Here is a 17317-nt window from a genome sequence, read left to right on the forward strand (position 1 = left end):
CCTAGTGGGGATTTGATCCATGAATCATCACTCATCTATATCGACAAAAACGCGATCGCCCTCAATCTTTACCGGATAAGATTCCAGGGCATGGCTGGGTGCATTCACACATTTACCCGTATCTAATTTGTACTGATACTTATGAAACGGACAGGTAATGATGCCCCTGCTTACCTTACCCATGTCGATCGGATATTCTAAGTGAGTGCAAGCATTGCGGTAACAAGTTACATTCATGCCTTGACGATTCAAAATAACTGAAAGATCGTCAACGTTTACCTTCAAGACACCCCATTCGGGAACTTGATTTAGTGTTGTTATTTCTAGCCACATAAAATATTTATGCTCCGAAAAAAACCGATCGGGACTTACGCCTAACCTAATTATGTAGGGTGCGCGTTGCACACCTTACTGCTATCAGTAGCGTGTCAAACCACTTTTTGCGTAAGTCCAGATTATCTTATTCCAGCCGCAGGTAACGCATGAGAATGCTCATCACTTCACCCGGCTTTTGGGTTCGTTGCAGCGGACTCCACTCGCTGACAGAGGCAAAACCCAAACAGAAAAGGATGTGAATAATGCTCCTCACCGCTTTGGGAGAACCTATCAGCAGGATTTTGACGGGTTCTCGATCGGGTTGTGGAGGCTCTGCGACGGGTACAGTCGCTGTAGCAGTATCGGTTGCTGGGGGATTGGCAAGGAAGTTTTTCGGCATAAGCGTTTTGTGTTTTTGGGGTAAATGTTACCTATAGGCAACAAAAACATTCTATCGTCAATGTTACTTATAGGCAACATTTACGAAACGATCGCCCTCTGAGACAATCTGAGGCATGGGAAAAGCAGGCAAAGCACTCAAGCAGGTGCTGGAAACTTATAACATCAGTCAAAATCGCTTGGCTGTGACAATGGGCGTAGCACGTTCCAACATTCATCGTTGGGTAAATGAAAGTAGAGATCCCGTAGCAGAGGCAGTGTTGGACATTCGGAAAGCACTATGGCAAATTAATCCCGATGCAGCAGGGGAGTTCATTCGTTTGTATTTAGATGATGTGGAGGAAAAACCCGAAGAGTAATAATGTCCACAATCTTTACTTAGCTGCGAGCTTCTGAGAACATAGAAGCCATGAGCAAGGCAGGAAAAGCGCTGAAGCAGGTTTTAGAAATCTATGGCATCAGCCAAAATCAATTGGGAGCGATTATGGGCATTGGACGATCGAGCATTAACCGTTGGGTTAACGAGAATAGAGATCCGGCATCAGACGCGGTTCTAGAGATTCGCAAGGGATTACAGCAAATTAATCCCGATGCAGCCGGGGATTTTATTCGTTTGTATTTAGATGATTTGGAGGGAAAACTCGAAGAGTAATCATAGGGGCGATCGGGCGATCGCCTCCGATGCCAGTTATGCTTAAAATAGACTCAACAAGTAGCTGACAATATATAATCTTTCTCGCTTTTAATAAATTCTCACAAACTAATTGGCGATCGCCCTTGAATGCAGCAAGGGCGATCGGTGGGAGACTCTCCACACCTGAGAACCTAACCGTTTTCCTCGCCATTTCCCAGGTACAACCTGACGAATTCATCAGCCGCCTGCCGATTGAATGTCTGCAACGCTTGCTTAATCGCAAATACCGCCTCGGCAGATGGGTCTCGTTCTTCGCTCACCCAACGGCTAACGTTTGAGCGATCGATTTCCATCTTTGCCGCCAATTGATATTGACTGATATCGTATGCCTCTAATATTTTTTTGAGGGCTTTTCCTGCTCTTCCCATGCTCCCGATTGTGTCAGAGAGTCATGCTCTTGTAAACGTTGCTGATTGTCATCTAATGCGCTACACTGCGAGCAGTTGACAATTAGCATCTATCAGATCGAGGAGATCCACCGCAATGACTCAAACACAGCTTTTTGTTTCCACAGATATCAACGAAATCCCGATATCGCTGACATCACAGCCAAATCCTGTGCCTGCGGAACCAGACCGGGAACCTGTGCTGATCCTAGTGATTGGCTCCCGGAAGGGAATCGATAAAATTGTTAGCGCACTCTACTTGCGTCGCTTTGCAGCAGTTCAAGAATGGTCGCAGATTTTACCGGCCCCGACTATCGGCAAGCTCATGCGGAGTTTGATTCGCTATGTTTCTTTAGATTAAATAGGGCAAAAATGCTCTTTTACATCAGACGCAATGTTCTGCAAAACTGGATGGGGCGATCGCATTTTGAATTAAGTGCGATCGTTTCTTCCTTCTCAATTTAATTGTAAAGCCGATCAAATACCAGAGTCTGGCTGGTGCGATCGCCTCAATATTTGACGATCGGCCTCAAACATACTATAGCAATCCTTCCAGAAGTCGTAAATTTTTTACCCTACCCCAACCCTCCCCGAACCCGCTCGCTCGGAAGTAAGAAATTCACAAATGATTTAGGATTGCTATATTCAGCTTTTCCCTACGGATGAATCTGACTCAAAATCACCCGCAACCTGTCGTAATCATCCTTCAACAAAACACTCAAACTCCTCCCCGCTTCCACCAACCAAGATCGATCGCGCATCCGCAACTGATAAATCTCCCGAATCGCCGCCGCCGTCAGCGCATCCACCGGCGCATTAGCCACCCCCAGCAGCGTCCTCAAAAAATCCAACTGCACCGTAAAATCAATCACCTCATCGGGTTCGCAGCGATAAACCGCCTGGTGAATTTGCGGCGGGCGCGGCGGCAAATACTGATAAATTTTACCCCTCGACGGGCCGTGGCCGTTCAACCTTTCCGGCGCAGCCTCAAACCCCACAATCGCCACTCGAAACTCGGTTTTGAGCATCGCAAAAATCTGCGGTTGTTCTTCCCGCAACTCTTCCAGCGACAAACCCAAAGCGCGAGCTCTGTGCACGGAGTCGATCGGGCTAGTCGTAGCGTAATAAACCACGCCGTAAATTTGATTTTTCGACTCTTCATCCTCGGCCTTCACCCAACTCCCAAAAGGCGGCATCACGGGAAAGCTTAAGTCTTCCGGTTCCAAACATTGAGCCAAAAACTCCGAAGTTGCCGTCTCGATTACCTCAGCAATGCGATCGGGATGGCGCTCTTTTGTAGCAAATTGGGGTAAAGGTAAACGCATAGTTTTAGTGATTAGTCATTAGTCATCAGTCATCAGTCATCAGTCATTGGTTTTGTGCTAGTTTTCAAGGGTCTTGAGTTAGTAGCCTGGTATTGGGTACTTTAGCAATTACACATTACCCATTACCAATGACTAATGACCGCTGACTATTTCGCGCGGCCAGCCGTAGCATCTACAAGTTCCAACTGCGATAGCCGAAACGTGATCAGCTTGTCCCAATTGCCGCCTTCAAACAGTACCGCGACTTTGCCGTCGCTAACTCGCTGGACTTGTCCTTGATAGGTGTAGTAAATCTCACCCTTATCTTTAACTCGAACTGCCGAACCTGGAAAAATCATAATTGTTTTAATGTTATGTTTGCTGTTTATAGTTTACCTTTTCTTGGCGATCGAGACTTGATGCTAAAACAGGCCAGATGCCTGTTCCACAAACTAAACAGGCAAGATGCCTGTTCCACAAACTAAACAGGCAAGATGCCTGTTCCACAAACTAAACAGGTTTCTTGTGGGGTGGGCGTCCCGCCCGCCCATCAAAAGCTGATTAACAATCCAAGATGTGAGTTAGGCTAAGGCTGCTACGGAAACTTTACCGGCAATGCGGCCCGCGATCGCCCGCAACTCCCTAGCTGAAGCAGAACCCGGTTGCCCCACCACGATCGGCACCCCCGAATCGCCACCTTCCCGCAACGGAATTTCCAGCGGAATGCAGCCTAACAGCGGCACTCCCAACTCAGCAGCAGTCTTTTCCCCGCCGCCGGAACCGAAAATATCGTATTGCTTGTCGGGCATATCCGGCGGCACAAAATAGCTCATGTTTTCCACAATTCCCAGCACCGGCACTCCCAACTGCTGGAACATCTTTAAACCTTTGCGAGAGTCCAACAAAGCCACAGTCTGCGGCGTCGTCACGATTACGACACCAGCCATCGGCACCGCCTGCGCCATTGTCAACTGCGCGTCTCCAGTACCCGGAGGCATATCGACAATCAAATAGTCTAAATCGCCCCAATTCACCTGATAGAGGAACTGCCGAATGATCCCGTTTAACATCGGGCCGCGCCAAATCACCGGTTGGTCTTTGTCAATTAAAAACGCCATCGACACCAATTTGACGCCGTAATTAAAGGCGGGTTCGAGGCTTTCCCCGCTTTTTCCGTCCCTAACCATCACTTTCGCGTCCCCCAGACCCAACATTGTCGGGTCGTTGGGCCCATAGATATCCGCATCCAGCAAACCCACCTTAGCGCCTGTTTGCGCTAGCGCTACTGCCACATTTACCGCCACCGTGCTTTTGCCGACGCCGCCTTTGCCGCTGGAAATTGCGATAATATTTTTAACGCCTTCAATGCCTTGGCGATCGACCACTCCCTTTTGCTGAGGAGTCTCGGCTGTCACCTCCACGGTCACTTTTTCGACTCCTGGCAACTGTTTGACCGCTTTTTGGCAATCTTCGACAATAAATTCTCGCAGGGGGCAAGCAGGCGTTGTCAGCACTAAAGTAAAGCTGACGACACCGCCGTCAATTTTGATGTTACGAATCATGTTCAATTCCACCAAACTCTTTTGCAGTTCGGGGTCTTGCACGGGTCGCAGGATTTCTAAGACTGAACTGACATCGAGTATCTTGGGCATTGTGTTCTCCACCATAGCTCTGCAATTGGGTTAGCGAATTTCCGATCGCAGGTTTAAGTATATTTTTATTGCTATTTTTTAATGTAACTTCATAGCGATCATTTGCAGACCTACGGTGGCATAATTACATGACGACTGGATTTGGCAATCATTGCCCATCTAAGACTAAAATCTGACGACAGAAAATTTTATGACAGTTTCTACAACAGTTAAAACCGCCACTTCCCCGTTTTTGCCGCCGGCTGACTCAAGAGCTAGAGTCAGCCAATTTATGAAAAGCCTACAAGACGAAATTTGTCAATCCCTCGAACAGCTCGATGGGCTGGGCAAATTTAAGGAGGACTCTTGGGAACGATCCGAAGGCGGCGGCGGACGTTCTCGCGTCATGCGCGAAGGCAATATTTTTGAACAAGGGGGAGTCAATTTTTCCCAAGTGTGGGGCGAAAGTTTGCCGGCTTTGATTCTGGCAAAGCACCCAGAAGCTGCTGGTCACGATTTCTATGCAACGGGTACTTCGATGGTGCTGCACCCCCGCAATCCCTACTTGCCCACGGTTCACCTGAATTACCGCTATTTTGAGGCGGGGCCGATTTGGTGGTTTGGCGGCGGTGTGGATTTGACTCCTTATTACCCGTTGGCTGAGGATGCAGCTCATTTTCACAAAACTCTGAAAGCAGCTTGCGATCGCCACCATCCCGGATATTATCCGACATTTAAACTCTGGTGCGACGAATATTTCTACCTCCCCCACCGCCAAGAAACCCGCGGCGTGGGCGGACTGTTTTTTGACTACCAAAACGCTCAAGCCCCGCTTTACCGCGACCAGAATGTCAAAGGGAAGGCTGCTGAGTGCAGCAACAACATCGGGGTGCCGGAACCTAGGAGCTGGGAGTCGCTGTTCGCCTTTGTACAGGACTGCGGCCGGGCATTTTTGCCGGCTTATACCCCCATAATTGAAAAGCACCGATCGAAAGAATACGGCGATCGCGAGCGCAATTTCCAACTTTACCGCCGCGGCCGTTACGTTGAATTTAACTTGGTGTACGATCGAGGCACGACCTTTGGTTTGCAAACCAACGGACGCACCGAATCGATTTTAATGTCCCTGCCACCTTTGGTACGCTGGGAATACTGCTACGAGCCAGAACCCAACTCTCCAGAAGCCGAACTCTACTCCAAGTTCCTAAAACCGCAAGATTGGGCGAATTGGATGCCTCAGCAGTCACCGACCTGAGTTAAACTACTGGGACAGTAACCACCGCGATAGATAATAAATTTGAGGGAAGGGTCAGTGATTCATATTGATCAAAAAACCCACACGCTTCAAGACGGTACAACAGTTATCGTCTTAGCACCGACAGGACGGTTGGACATCACTACAGCTTGGCAATTCCGCCTCAAGTTGCAAGAGTGTATTTCCAAACTCAGCCGCCATGTCGTCGTGAATCTTGGTCAGGTTAACTTTATAGATAGCTCTGGTCTGACTTCATTGGTAGCAGGTATGCGCGATGCGGATAAAGTTAAGGGAAGTTTCCGCATTTGCAATGTTCATCCAGAAGCCAAACTGGTGTTTGAAGTCACCATGATGGATTCTGTGTTTGAAATATTTGAAACGGAAGAAGAAGCTCTAGAGGGGGTGCCACGCGCAAGTTGAGCACCTGCTTTGTATCTGTTGCGGTGTCGCGGGTAATTTAAGCTTGAGACTCAGAAGCGCGCAGAAACCCAGCACAAGAACAGGAAGCAGGTAAATTTTTGCCTGCTTCCTTCTGTCTTCTTCCTTTCTTGAAAGGTTGAGACGTTCACCAAAACACTCTCAGTAGAAGAATACCTCAAGGTAAAGTCTTGCGTTCTCTCGCGACGATAACTAAATCTTTCTTCCTTCTTCCTTCTTCCTTCTTTCTTGTTGCTTCTTGCTTCAACCCAATATCTCAGAAGCAAAATCCTGACGCTTGACAAATCTAAAAGGGCCCATTAAAGCTCCCCAGATAGCCTTGCCTGTCGTGGGGCTTATTCCTTTGTCGTAGCTGAGAAATTCCTCGCCTGCGGCTTCAAATCCCAAGTCTACTTGGTAATTTTGCCCCTCGTAGGCAAAGCCGCAGCGAGTGCCCTCCGGCAAAGATGCTCGAAAGCGATAGCCGTTTGAGGCTAAATTTTGCACCGCAACCGAGAGGGTGCAGCCGGGGAGGAGTTGGATTTGCTCGTTCGTTAGCTTTCCAAGCAAGTCGGGGTTGCGACCGGCTCCTTGGAAGGCTGCGATATCCTTGAACATATAATACTGAGCTTCTATGAGTCCCGGCGCTGTCTTCACCTGCCTCAGTTGCACGATGCGGGGGCGGTATGGCTTATCTAATTTCAGAATGTTGGCTTGTTCCGCAAACAGGGCAATGCTAGGTTCGGAAAATAGAGGAATGGGCAAAGGTCTTTGCCACAAACAAAGGTGGACGTACCACGCCGGGTCTGCTAGCGCTTGTTCCCGGTTGTCAAATTCGCCCGCCATGTACTGGGCTAAAGCTATTAATTCAGGAGAAATTGTCATGTTTGTTTGATTTTTCAGGAGGGGGACTTGACAGTAAATACTTATTGTGATATGCGTTAGGAGATCGGGGCTGGGCAAGTCAGAAGATTAAATTTATGAGCGTTCCCAGCTAAGCTATGATTGTAAAGATACTGGGGTGTAAAACAGTAGCCTAAATTTCTAGAATTATCTAGATTTTTTCAGATTTTAAAGAAGAGAGCAACAATCGTGATAAACTCGAAAAACGCATGATTAGTGCGGGTTGTTAAAACTTACTTGGCATGAAAACCAGAGAAACACGCTTAGCGGAAATTTGGGTAAAAGCCCCCTCCTTATAGGACGGCTTTAATTGATTGCCGACTTTTGTTTTAATCGTTTAGTTGCGTCAATATCTATTTTTCAAATTTCATTGCATTCTATTTAAAATAGAATACAATGATACTATACCACAGGTAGAATAACCGCCGATACAAATGAGACACCAAGCTCAAACGACTGGTCGGAAAACAATAATGGTTAGTGGGTGGCGAACACCACGAAAAACACAGCTAGGCTAACTAACGTAAGCCAAAACCAGAAAAGTAAATTATTGGAAGTTAAAAACGTACCGTAGGGCATACGGAAACGTGAGAAGTAATTCTCGAACGCTTGGGGAGATAAAGCCCTCTGGGACTAACTAAATTAGGCTCAATATTTGGTTCATTTGAACGGATATTTGGTCTAAGAACTGCCGCAAGGATAGATAGTTTTAAGGTAGGTCGCCAGAACCAAGAATCCCCACGCCTTTACGCTGGGGAGTGTCAAACAAACTAATCATCAAAAAACCAAATATTTCAAGTCCTCTGTTAATTTTAGCAGTCTCTAACTGGAAAGCTCAGGCCAACCTGAGCAATCAGGAAGCTTAGAGCATCCGATCTAGGCTAAACATAAATCGCTAAGTTTGACTTGCAGATTTCTGTAGGTTTTTAGAAGCGGTTTTGCCCTCGTAGTGCCGACATATTAAGCGGTGCTGCCGATCGCGCGTAAAATCTTTTTGATAAAATTTTGCCTCGGTTTCCAACAGCACCGCTAAAAAAAAACTAGCAATTTTTGTCAGCCAGAGCGCAAATCGACTCCCCCGACTTTACTCACGGCCGTGAGCCCCCCCGCAACGGCAAAATTATTTATCTATAAGACTCAGGTGAACAAGAACCGTACTGTTTCAGATACTAAGCGAAGTTTCTATACGATTCACACTCGACCGATCAATTCAATTTACCGTCGAGTGGTAGAAGAGTTGATGGTAGAAATGCACTTGCTTTTGGCAAATGCAGATTTTCAATACGACCCGATTTATGCTTTGGGTGTGGTGACAGCTTTCGATCGATTCATGCTCGGGTACGCCCCAGAAGCAGACAGAGTTTCGATTTTTAACGCTTTGTGCAAGTCCCTAGAGGAAGATCCAGATCGCTACAAGCAAGACGCTCAGCGATTGGAAAGCTTGGCGGAGCGACTTTCCGGGCAAGAGTTGCTCTCGTGGCTCGATCGCTCGACCAGCTTTGAAGATACAGCGGATTTGCAAGCGTCTTTAGGGGCGATCGCCAGCAACCCTCAATTTAAGTACAGTCGCTTGTTCGCGATCGGTTTGTTCTCGCTGTTAGAAAAAGCTGACCCTAACTTGGTAAAAGACCAAGAAACGCGAAATAACGCGCTCGCCAAAGTCAGTGCAGCATTGCACCTCCCAGAAGACAAAGTTAGCAAAGATTTAGATTTGTACCGCAGCAATTTGGAAAAAATGGCCCAAGCGCGAATAGTGCTTCAAGATGTCATCCAAGCGGAACGGAAAAAACGCGAAAAACGAGAGACAAAAGTTACCGCAGGCCCCTCGGCTGAGTCTTCTGACAGCAACAATTAATTATTTGAAGGAAGAAGGAAGAAGGAAGGAGGAAGAAGGAAGGAGGAAGAAGGAAGGAGGAAGAAGGAAGAAGGAAGAAGGAAGGGAGAATTTTTTATTTGAGCTAACAAATAAAGAAAACTCTTAAATTTTAATTTTTTGTTCTGCAATTCTGGCTTTGACCAAAAATTTCTTGAGGGTACCCGCCACGTGATTTATCCGTGGAATCAATCCAAAATCTCAAATCGAAAATCCTCAAGCCCCCGCATTTATCCGTGGGGTCAATCTAAAATCTCAAATCGAAAATCTAAAATCGATTGACCTTCTGGCGAATGCCTTCAGATGAATGTTGGGGGCTGCGGAAACTAAAAATCCCGCTTTCTGAATAGAGCGGGATCGAGTTAACTAAAATAGAGCTGTTGGTGTAATACTAAGCCTGCGGCTCAAAATTAGTGGCGTTAGCTTGCAGCCAAGTGCTTAGCTGTGAAAGAACTTCGTTTCCAGAAGACTTGCCCAAAGCTGTGGGGTTTGGGGTGTCGGGCCTGTCCACGTTGCGGGCGATCGCAGCGTTGACTTCTTTGGAAATCAAATCGTGAAGTTGCTCCTTAGCCCTAGCCCTTTGAAAGTGAGCTCCCTCTTCCGTCGTAGCGTAAAGAGGTGGCAGCCTATTTAAAGCATAAGCTGCAATATCTCCCACATCCAGACTCAGGTCGCTCGTCGCCTCAATTTCGGCCACCCTAGCGATCGCATCGCTCAGCACCAACTCTTCCATCACATTGATAAACTGTTTGCGCGGCAGAACCACAACTTCGCCGGTCAACAAAGCTCCCATCAGACGATCGAGAGCCATGTACTCTTCGATCGACAATTCCGAAGCCGTATTGCAGATCCGTCCCACCTCAGCTTCCATAGACGGCGTTAAATAGCCGTCCTGCAAAGCTTGTTCAACAATTTTTTCAATACTCATATATGCTTCCCACTCAACGGCATCATTAATAGAGTTTTGTAAAGACGCGATTGCTTGCGTCTTGAAATTCGAGTTTTGAGAGTTGAGTTGAGAATTTTTATAAAAATCCTAACTCAATACTGATAACCCATAAAGTTATCTGCACACCCCAGCCACAAACTTACCCCATAATTGACTGATAAATTCATCAAAACCTGCAAAACTTGCTACTCAACTCCCTGAAGCCGCCAAGGTACAGGATCGACGGACTGCCCGTGTACGTAAAGTCCCCAGTGCAGGTGAGGGCCTGTCGAAGCCCCCGTTGACCCCAAAGCACCTATTACTTGACCGGCTTTCACGACATCGCCCTCCTGGACATCAATCCGGGCCAGGTGCATCAAAATACTTGCTACCCCCTGACCGTGGTCGATACCAACGACGTTCCCGTGGATTTTGAACCCTTGGGATTCGCGTCCCACTAGAGACACCCGACCTGCCGCCGGTGCGACTACAGGGGAACCGTAAGCACCGGCATAATCGACGCCGCGGTGGTAGTAGTCCTGAGCAAATACTCCATTATAGTATCGGCGAACTCCGTAAATAGTGGTAATTTCGCCCGAGTTGGGGCGCAACAATTTGCCGTCCCAAAATTTTTCGGGTGTCACCAGTGCTTTAAATGCGTCTACGCGATCGAATTCGGCATCTGTACCTTCGCTGTCTTTCCCAGGCGGTAGCCAGATGGATTGAGTGGGAAAATTTCGATCGCGCACTTGCACGCTTAGGTTCTGCACTTGCCCGTCACCTGCAACCTGAAGAAGGCGCGCACCGGGTTTCTCTAGCGGCGTCGTCGGCAGCAGGGCCCGAAAGCGGCCGTTGCCGATCGGAAATGCGGGGTAGTTTTTTTGCTGTAGAGAAACTTGTGGAGTTTCCCCGCCGTTACCGTCAACCTGAATAATTACTGACAGCGTATCTCCGAGTTGGGGATTTGCCGGCGTCAGAACTACCTGCAAAGCTTGCACCGGCATGGCAAAACTTAGAATACTAGCAACAATTCCCCCGAGCGAACTGGCGGTTAGCTTGTTTGCTTTCAACTGCCGCCACCGCCAAATCCGACCCGTAACTATTTCCGTACTTAGCCCGCCGTTGCCTCGACTCACAGTCATTATCATCACTAGGTGTCCTTAACCTTTGTCTCGCTGATATATTTTTAACTATCTAGACTAACTATACCAATCCGCAATGATTCGAGATAAACAGCCGTAGGTAAAAAGCTTGGTCACAGATTTGGAGATGAGAGACTAACTTAAATCAATACTTAACTTTACGCGATAAGAATAATAAAAATTCCCGTAGTGCGGGGAGGAAAGCCCGTTTTAGCCCGACGCTCACACTACCGTTTCCACCACCAATCCAGGAGAAACCAAGTTTCAACAGAAACACTCTTCATCTTTAAGCGGATGGGATTATATTTTATCAGTCCTAGCTACTGTTGCATAACTTTTCACCATTGGTATTAGCTATAGTTCACGCCGCCACAACCGAATTATTTTTTAATCCTCTGCTGTTAAATCAATTCTTTCTTGGCAATTTATTTTTTGACAACCTTCCTCAAACTCTCTAGTTATTGTAGCCTGTTTTTGGCAAAATATTATTGATTCCCTATTTTAAAATCTCACATCTAAAATAGTATGAGATAAAAATCGAGACTTCCTATAATCTTATCACCTAGAATTATAGGGATTCAAAGCTAGCCGTGAAACCATCTAAATTCAAGCATTCTTCCATAAATTCCTCTACATCGTTGACATTCTCAAGCTGATATTCCATGATGCGTTGACCGGATCCTTTCATCTTTTTGGAAGAGAAAGGCGTGGCCGGATATTTGGCAGCGATCGCTTTGAAAGCTTTGGAATGGATCTCCCAGCTTGCAGCAGAACATTTTATGATTAAAAGCCACATGATTAAATTCCTCCTTAGGTTTGGTTAACTAATAGTCTGACGAAAGTGGAACTTAGCTCGATAGTGCAGACAAATCAAGGGGTTCTGTTGTTTGGAAAAAAGCTAAAAGCCGAGCCACTATGCGAGGGACACCACCCTTAACATTAGACTCAACATTCAAAGGCATCACCGGATCGTGAAGTGATAAGCGTAACAGAAACCAGCCGGATTCGCTAGCTGACGTGCAGGAAATTCGCAGACCTTCGTAGTTATTGGGAACGATTTTCCAGTCTGCTTGGGTTGAGACAAATTCTTGCAGTTGCTCAATAACGCGATATCCTTGGGCTTGGAAATCATCCGCACTAAGTTTAATCCGAAATTCTGCACTTTCTTCTGGCTCTTTTAAATTTGCAATTAAATCTGGCAAAGATTGATTTGCTAGCTTTGATTTAGCCAATTCAATCAATAATTTGCTGACCAAATAAGCGCCATCATCCAGAAAGTAATTTTCTTTCAAAGCTGCATGGCCCGAGGTTTCAATCGCCAGCCATGATTCCTGTCCGGCTTTATTGAGGCGAATCGACTCGTCAATCACATTTTTGTAACCGCGTTTAAAGCGATGGTGAATCCCTTTTAAATCTTGTTCGATGAATTGTGTCAAGCCATCGGAGGTGATAGAATCGGTGACAATGGTAGAGCCTGGGTGTTCTTGTAATACGATCGCAGAAATCAAGGCAATTAAGCGATTGCGATTGAGTTCATTGCCAGCTAAATCGACAGCAGCACTGCGATCGACATCGGTATCAAAAATAATCCCAAAATCAGCTTGATGTTCAATTACCGCTTGACAAATTGACTGCATTGCCTGTTTATCTTCGGGATTGGGCACATGATTGGGGAAAGTACCATCGGGTTCTAAAAACTGACTGCCCGTAGTGTCTGCCCCTAAAGGTTTTAAGACTTTATCAACATAAAAACCGCCAGCACCATTGCCTGCATCCACAACAACTTTTAATCCTGTTAGTGGTTCCTCAAAATTATCGGGATGATTGACTGCTTCCCGGATATTTTTGACAAATTGGTTAGCATAAACAGAGATGAAATCATGCTTTGTAATGTGACCGGGCGCTCCGGCTGACTGAAAGTTATTGCTTTGGGCTAGTGCTAAGATATCTGTAATATCCTGTTTTTGTAATCCACCTTTGGCGGTGAAAAACTTTAAGCCGTTGCGATTAAAGGGCAAATGGCTAGCAGTGAGCATAATTGCGCCGTCGCAATCAAAACCCGGTGTAATGGTACTCATAAACATGGCGGGGGTTGAGGCCATTTCAAAGTCGTACACGGTGGCGCCAACTGAGGCGATTCCCTCCATGACTGCTTGCATTAAGGTTGGTCCTGATAGGCGACTGTCACGCCCGATCGCTATCGTTAATTCTGCGGCCGGTTTGTTGACTTTTTGCACCAGCCAACTGACAAAGGATTTACCTAGGATTGTCGCAATATCGGGGGTGAGGTTGACTTTTTCATTGGGAACGCCTTCGAGGGCGATACCGCGAATGTCTGAGCCATTTTGAAGTTTTGTCCAGTTGAAGTTTTGCATAATAATAATTGATGGTAAGTAGAAAGATCGGAGTCTGCGGTTGAAACCGATCATACCAACTTTTGTCCGCAGTTCGATGGCTCGACGCTCGCTTCGCCGAAGGTCCTTCGCGGACTAAGAAATAAAGAGGGGAGAAATCTCTGATTCGGTATTATTTAGTGACTATGGTGACAGAATTTTTCAATCCAATAAGCTAATCGGCATTTAAATTGTATGTAAAGAAACAATCAAAGTCTTGTGGTCTGTTGCTTTGAGCAACGCCCCCAATATCCAATTGGAATGTAAAACAGCTTATTGGGAATTTTTGACCAAGAATTTCAAAGGTGGTACCCGCCACGTGATTTATCCATGGAATCAATCCAAAATCTCAAATCGAAAATCCTCAAGCCCCCGCATTTATCCGTGGGGTCAATCTAAAATCTAAAATCTAAAATCTAAAATCGATTGACCCATTACCGCTGAGATTAAGCTGTGATTTCTTAGCGGGGTTCAACGCTGTAAATGGCCTGCAAGCGGAACTCACTATGAGCGGGAACTTCCACAATATCTGTAGCTGCATTGGTCGTTTCTACGCAGAGGAAACGCTGATAATCTGCATCATCAAGGTCGGCCATGTTTGCAGAAATTGTCACCCAGGGATTCCACACTACGACGGATTTACTACCAGAGGACTTAATGCGAATACGGCGATTCAGGGCGCTATCGTCAATGACTAATTCATTGGTGACATCAAGATAAATGCGATCGACTTCACCTGTTACTACCACTGCACCCACTTGAGTTTTTTCGACACCACCATCAGCTTTATCAAGATACTGGCTATTTTCTAAACCTAAAACCTGCACGCGGTTGATATCGCCGACTTGGAAATAGGTGTGGAAAGCTTGGGTGAGGGGAAATGCTTTGTCGCCTAGATTGCGGGTGATTAATTCTACAGTGAGGGTGGTGCCGATCGTCATCACGATCGCCAGTTCAAAGGATTGGGGCCAAATTGCTCTAGTTTCATCGGTATCCTTGAGTCCTAGAACGACTTTGGTGGCGCCGTCTGGGGTTGTGGCGGTTTCTAGCACATTCCAGAGGCGATTCCGCACAAACCCATGACTCGGACGCCCCAAGCCTTCGGGATCGGGGCCAAACCAGGGCCAACAGATGGGTATACCGCCTTTGATGGCTTTCCCTTCGGCATAGTAGGCTTTTTCGCTGACGAACATCAAGTCTGTGGTTTCGGTGGCTGGTTGAAATGAGAGCACTTGACCGGAATACACAGAGATTAAGGCTTTGGCTTGACCGTTGTCGATATGAATCATGGGGAAACCACCGTTTCCGGTGGCGAAGGTGAGGTGCCCGGCTATGCCGTAGTCTGTGTTTAATTGGTCAATACTCATGCTGTTGGCTTGGTGAATTGCTTTACAATTATCCGATATTATGGGGGCTAGATTGATTATATTGTTGAGTTTGACCAGGGAAGGTGCGATCGACACAAGGATGCAGTCATAGAAACGGATGGGGAATCCCAATACATCGCGAGGGGATGTGCGATCGAACCCACCGACAGACATTGCTGATTTCTCCGAGCGCCTTGCTAATACAGCAGTTCCTCAACAGACGGCGCAGCCGCAAAACTCCGCATCTGGCTTGATTCGTTGTATAGCCCGGAAACCCCAGTGGTGTCGCCCACAGCCTCCCTCGCTAAAATTTGTCTTCGTAGAGTCTGGCGCGAGGGGATTAATGCCATGAGTGATAACTGTCAGGGTACAAGCGCACTCAAACATTTGATGTAATCTCATCTGCTCCCTGTCCTTAAGTTTTGTTATGCTGAGCCAGAATCGGGTTTTTTCAAATATATGCGTTGCATATCCCGTACATTTAAAGATAACGAAATTTTATTTAAATGCAGTTTAACTGCCATATCCTTAAAGATTTTTTGAATAAGCTGACTTTTGCTTATAACGCCCAAAACATAAAATACCCTGTCGAGTGTTAGCGATCGCCCCACATAATCTGTTTTAAGCACGGTAAATCCTGCCTTAGTTACAAGTTTTTCTAGCGTGCTGGTCGTAAAAAAGTAAATATGTCCGTTGCAACTGACGTTTCTTTCTCTTTTACCCAATAATTTGAACATCAATGTATCGTATCGGGGGGTTTCCATCACGAATATCCCACCAGGCTTCAATATCCGATAAACTTCTTTCAACGTACTGTAAGGATCGGATACGTGTTCGATCACGTTCATCATCAATACAACGTCTACCGATCGATCTTCGAGTTCAGCTTCTTCTAATATGGTTGGGATGGTTTCGATTCCCAACTCAGATTCTGCATATCTGCTGAGACCCACATTAGGTTCAACCCCAACTACATTCCACCCATCTTGCTTAAAGAAGTTTAACAAATACCCCAACCCACCGCCCACTTCAATTAACTTACCTTTTTGGGGATAATGTTTGTTAAGAAAAACTCGGGTTTTTTCATAATCTTTTACCTGCACTGATTCTTTTCCAACCCTCCAGGAATCTGGCTTAACCATCGAAGCTAATACAAACTCTGGATCGTAGGTTTCTATTAATACATTGTCTGCTTCTTGGACTCTCGGGTTAGCATACATCAATCCACAGCATTTACAATTTACAATTTGATTTACCTGGGCTACTCCCTGCTCAAATCTCACAGTATAGTCATTACTACCGCACAAATTGCATGCAACGTATGTCATAGCTTTGATTTTTTTTACTTTGTTCAACTGAGTTTGGCAGAGATTATAACATATTCACCTGTGAGCAGCCACAAGTCTTGAAATTTGTTACACAAGTTTACATTCTTCCCCCTATTCCTCCTACACACCCTAAATTTATCCGGTAAGAATTAGTTTTTTAAACCAGTATTTATAGTTGATTTGTTCACAAATAAAAGCTTGAAAATAGCGGATTTTATATAATATTTTTTTCATTATTTGCCTACCATTCATCATTTTTATAACATATAAACTATCAAGACGGTGTCAATATAAATATCCAATTTATTGTAATTATTGGTAATTATTATGTCTAAATTAAGTGCATTATTATAAATTTCTACAGCAGTTCTATTGCCGATGTTTTTCGATATCTCTCTCCGATTTCTTCATTGTTATTGCGCGAGCGCCGGATGGGGCTAACTTGGTTGCTAATCGATACTCAGTTTTCTTGTCTACGTCACAAAATGCTATAACTCTGATTTCTAATAGTGACTCTTCAGCCATTAAACAACCTTGACTATCCTCTAATATTTTGAAATTTTGATTGTTCTTCACCCTCCTGACAAAATATTTCTGCTTTTTACATAATTCTCTGATTCTATCCTGACTTGAAAATACTCTCTCGATTATACCGACAGCATTTACGGAATTAACTCAACTGTTTTATCCCATATTTACTATCATGATTTGTTCCGAAGTGAAGGCTCACTCCTGATACTTCTGAATTACTTAAGTTAATTACACTAAACAGTTTTTTGTGAATAATTCCTTGATGCCTAGCAGTTTAGTTGTCATGAGAAGAGTGTATTATCTCAAGTATATACTGCTAATTCCTCCCAGTTACACTTTTGACTTTTTTCCTTCATTAGTGGTTCTAACAAATATTTATACCAATTTTCAAAAATCATGCAACAGTAGCTAGGGCTGACAAAATGTAATCCCATCCAGTTATAGATGCTAT

21 protein-coding genes are annotated in these 17317 nt (G+C 45.5%); 7 read left to right on the forward strand and 14 right to left on the reverse strand.

The genetic code is table 11. The features are described from left to right. Positions 1-27 precede the first annotated feature (27 nt). Complete coding sequence (locus tag QUB56_RS29085) at positions 28-333, reverse strand: Rieske (2Fe-2S) protein (RefSeq protein WP_332959780.1); 306 nt, start codon at positions 331-333, stop codon at positions 28-30. A gap of 127 nt (positions 334-460) precedes the next feature. Continuing rightward, positions 461-715: a peptide ABC transporter substrate-binding protein gene (locus tag QUB56_RS29090; protein WP_332959781.1), complete on the reverse strand. Its 255-nt coding sequence runs from the start codon at positions 713-715 to the stop codon at positions 461-463. A gap of 115 nt (positions 716-830) precedes the next feature. On the opposite strand from QUB56_RS29090, the gene QUB56_RS29095 reads away from it, so the two are divergent. Continuing rightward, positions 831-1073 carry a helix-turn-helix transcriptional regulator gene (locus tag QUB56_RS29095; protein WP_332959782.1) on the forward strand — a complete coding sequence of 81 codons (243 nt, stop codon included), beginning with the start codon at positions 831-833 and terminating at the stop codon, positions 1071-1073. A gap of 50 nt (positions 1074-1123) precedes the next feature. After that, positions 1124-1366 (forward strand): helix-turn-helix transcriptional regulator, encoded by a 243-nt coding sequence (locus QUB56_RS29100; RefSeq protein WP_332959783.1) that lies wholly within the window; start codon positions 1124-1126, stop codon positions 1364-1366. A 173-nt stretch (positions 1367-1539) separates the two neighbouring features. Here the strand turns inward: QUB56_RS29100 and QUB56_RS29105 are convergent, their stop codons facing one another. Further along, positions 1540-1776, reverse strand: a complete 237-nt coding sequence (locus QUB56_RS29105) for a helix-turn-helix transcriptional regulator (RefSeq protein ID WP_332959785.1) — start codon at positions 1774-1776, stop codon at positions 1540-1542. Positions 1777-1891: 115 nt separating this feature from the next. Here QUB56_RS29105 and QUB56_RS29110 point away from each other — a divergent pair, with 115 nt between their 5' ends. Further along, a complete protein-coding gene (locus tag QUB56_RS29110) occupies positions 1892-2155 on the forward strand; it encodes a peptide ABC transporter substrate-binding protein (protein ID WP_332959787.1) in 264 nt (87 codons plus the stop codon). A gap of 295 nt (positions 2156-2450) precedes the next feature. Here QUB56_RS29110 and QUB56_RS29115 read toward each other — a convergent pair whose 3' ends face one another. The 3 genes from QUB56_RS29115 to QUB56_RS29125 form a co-directional block, all read right to left on the reverse strand. Further along, entirely contained in the window at positions 2451-3119 is a 669-nt protein-coding gene (locus QUB56_RS29115) for an HAS-barrel domain-containing protein (RefSeq protein ID WP_332959789.1), read from the reverse strand. Positions 3120-3265: 146 nt separating this feature from the next. Next, positions 3266-3457: an NAD(P)H dehydrogenase subunit NdhS gene (locus QUB56_RS29120; protein WP_332959790.1), complete on the reverse strand. Its 192-nt coding sequence runs from the start codon at positions 3455-3457 to the stop codon at positions 3266-3268. Between the two features lie 222 nt (positions 3458-3679). After that, positions 3680-4750: an Mrp/NBP35 family ATP-binding protein gene (locus tag QUB56_RS29125; protein ID WP_332959792.1), complete on the reverse strand. Its 1071-nt coding sequence runs from the start codon at positions 4748-4750 to the stop codon at positions 3680-3682. A gap of 190 nt (positions 4751-4940) precedes the next feature. Here QUB56_RS29125 and hemF point away from each other — a divergent pair, with 190 nt between their 5' ends. Together hemF and QUB56_RS29135 are read left to right on the forward strand one after the other, a co-directional pair. Then, entirely contained in the window at positions 4941-5984 is a 1044-nt protein-coding gene (gene hemF / locus QUB56_RS29130) for an oxygen-dependent coproporphyrinogen oxidase (RefSeq protein ID WP_332959794.1), read from the forward strand. Between the two features lie 57 nt (positions 5985-6041). Further along, complete coding sequence (locus QUB56_RS29135) at positions 6042-6404, forward strand: STAS domain-containing protein (RefSeq protein ID WP_006631392.1); 363 nt, start codon at positions 6042-6044, stop codon at positions 6402-6404. A gap of 261 nt (positions 6405-6665) precedes the next feature. Here QUB56_RS29135 and QUB56_RS29140 read toward each other — a convergent pair whose 3' ends face one another. Further along, complete coding sequence (locus QUB56_RS29140; RefSeq protein ID WP_332959795.1) at positions 6666-7286, reverse strand: chromophore lyase CpcT/CpeT; 621 nt, start codon at positions 7284-7286, stop codon at positions 6666-6668. Positions 7287-8445: 1159 nt separating this feature from the next. Here QUB56_RS29140 and psb29 point away from each other — a divergent pair. Further along, positions 8446-9159, forward strand: coding sequence for a photosystem II biogenesis protein Psp29 (gene psb29 / locus QUB56_RS29145; RefSeq protein WP_332959796.1), 714 nt, complete (start codon positions 8446-8448; stop codon positions 9157-9159). Between the two features lie 4 nt (positions 9160-9163). Further along, positions 9164-9286, forward strand: coding sequence for a hypothetical protein (locus tag QUB56_RS29150; protein ID WP_332959797.1), 123 nt, complete (start codon positions 9164-9166; stop codon positions 9284-9286). A 282-nt stretch (positions 9287-9568) separates the two neighbouring features. Here QUB56_RS29150 and QUB56_RS29155 read toward each other — a convergent pair whose 3' ends face one another. From QUB56_RS29155 to QUB56_RS29185, 7 genes are all read right to left on the reverse strand, one after another. Continuing rightward, positions 9569-10105 carry a late competence development ComFB family protein gene (locus QUB56_RS29155; protein WP_332959798.1) on the reverse strand — a complete coding sequence of 179 codons (537 nt, stop codon included), beginning with the start codon at positions 10103-10105 and terminating at the stop codon, positions 9569-9571. Between the two features lie 206 nt (positions 10106-10311). Beyond that, the gene (locus QUB56_RS29160) at positions 10312-11253 is read right to left on the reverse strand and encodes a M23 family metallopeptidase (protein ID WP_332959799.1); all 942 of its coding nucleotides are present in this window, start codon (positions 11251-11253) and stop codon (positions 10312-10314) included. Between the two features lie 562 nt (positions 11254-11815). Further along, a complete protein-coding gene (locus QUB56_RS29165) occupies positions 11816-12043 on the reverse strand; it encodes a hypothetical protein (RefSeq protein ID WP_332959801.1) in 228 nt (75 codons plus the stop codon). Between the two features lie 52 nt (positions 12044-12095). Beyond that, entirely contained in the window at positions 12096-13622 is a 1527-nt protein-coding gene (locus QUB56_RS29170) for a phosphomannomutase/phosphoglucomutase (protein ID WP_332959802.1), read from the reverse strand. Between the two features lie 479 nt (positions 13623-14101). Further along, positions 14102-15181, reverse strand: coding sequence for a D-hexose-6-phosphate mutarotase (locus QUB56_RS29175; RefSeq protein ID WP_332959803.1), 1080 nt, complete (start codon positions 15179-15181; stop codon positions 14102-14104). Between the two features lie 23 nt (positions 15182-15204). After that, a complete protein-coding gene (locus tag QUB56_RS29180) occupies positions 15205-15357 on the reverse strand; it encodes a hypothetical protein (RefSeq protein WP_332959804.1) in 153 nt (50 codons plus the stop codon). Between the two features lie 75 nt (positions 15358-15432). Then, positions 15433-16335, reverse strand: a complete 903-nt coding sequence (locus QUB56_RS29185; RefSeq protein WP_332959805.1) for a class I SAM-dependent methyltransferase — start codon at positions 16333-16335, stop codon at positions 15433-15435. Positions 16336-17317: the final 982 nt, after the last annotated feature.

Origin of the sequence: Microcoleus sp. AR_TQ3_B6, from assembly GCF_036702785.1 — a bacterium.
Classification (GTDB): Bacteria; Cyanobacteriota; Cyanobacteriia; order Cyanobacteriales; family Microcoleaceae; genus Microcoleus.

Bases quoted from the DNA above. Each gene is read 5' to 3' on its own strand.
- QUB56_RS29085 (WP_332959780.1), bottom strand. From the start codon at position 333: ATGTGGCTAGAAATAACAACACTAAATCAAGTTCCCGAATGGGGTGTC.
- QUB56_RS29170 (WP_332959802.1), bottom strand. From the start codon at position 13,622: ATGCAAAACTTCAACTGGACAAAACTTCAAAATGGCTCAGACATTCGC.
- QUB56_RS29100 (WP_332959783.1), top strand. From the start codon at position 1,124: ATGAGCAAGGCAGGAAAAGCGCTGAAGCAGGTTTTAGAAATCTATGGC.
- QUB56_RS29115 (WP_332959789.1), bottom strand. From the start codon at position 3,119: ATGCGTTTACCTTTACCCCAATTTGCTACAAAAGAGCGCCATCCCGAT.
- QUB56_RS29125 (WP_332959792.1), bottom strand. From the start codon at position 4,750: ATGCCCAAGATACTCGATGTCAGTTCAGTCTTAGAAATCCTGCGACCC.
- QUB56_RS29180 (WP_332959804.1), bottom strand. From the start codon at position 15,357: ATGGCATTAATCCCCTCGCGCCAGACTCTACGAAGACAAATTTTAGCG.
- QUB56_RS29120 (WP_332959790.1), bottom strand. From the start codon at position 3,457: ATGATTTTTCCAGGTTCGGCAGTTCGAGTTAAAGATAAGGGTGAGATT.
- QUB56_RS29105 (WP_332959785.1), bottom strand. From the start codon at position 1,776: ATGGGAAGAGCAGGAAAAGCCCTCAAAAAAATATTAGAGGCATACGAT.
- QUB56_RS29165 (WP_332959801.1), bottom strand. From the start codon at position 12,043: ATGTGGCTTTTAATCATAAAATGTTCTGCTGCAAGCTGGGAGATCCAT.
- QUB56_RS29160 (WP_332959799.1), bottom strand. From the start codon at position 11,253: ATGATAATGACTGTGAGTCGAGGCAACGGCGGGCTAAGTACGGAAATA.
- QUB56_RS29185 (WP_332959805.1), bottom strand. From the start codon at position 16,335: ATGACATACGTTGCATGCAATTTGTGCGGTAGTAATGACTATACTGTG.
- QUB56_RS29110 (WP_332959787.1), top strand. From the start codon at position 1,892: ATGACTCAAACACAGCTTTTTGTTTCCACAGATATCAACGAAATCCCG.
- hemF (WP_332959794.1), top strand. From the start codon at position 4,941: ATGACAGTTTCTACAACAGTTAAAACCGCCACTTCCCCGTTTTTGCCG.
- QUB56_RS29155 (WP_332959798.1), bottom strand. From the start codon at position 10,105: ATGAGTATTGAAAAAATTGTTGAACAAGCTTTGCAGGACGGCTATTTA.
- QUB56_RS29090 (WP_332959781.1), bottom strand. From the start codon at position 715: ATGCCGAAAAACTTCCTTGCCAATCCCCCAGCAACCGATACTGCTACA.
- QUB56_RS29175 (WP_332959803.1), bottom strand. From the start codon at position 15,181: ATGTCTGTCGGTGGGTTCGATCGCACATCCCCTCGCGATGTATTGGGA.
- QUB56_RS29140 (WP_332959795.1), bottom strand. From the start codon at position 7,286: ATGACAATTTCTCCTGAATTAATAGCTTTAGCCCAGTACATGGCGGGC.
- QUB56_RS29095 (WP_332959782.1), top strand. From the start codon at position 831: ATGGGAAAAGCAGGCAAAGCACTCAAGCAGGTGCTGGAAACTTATAAC.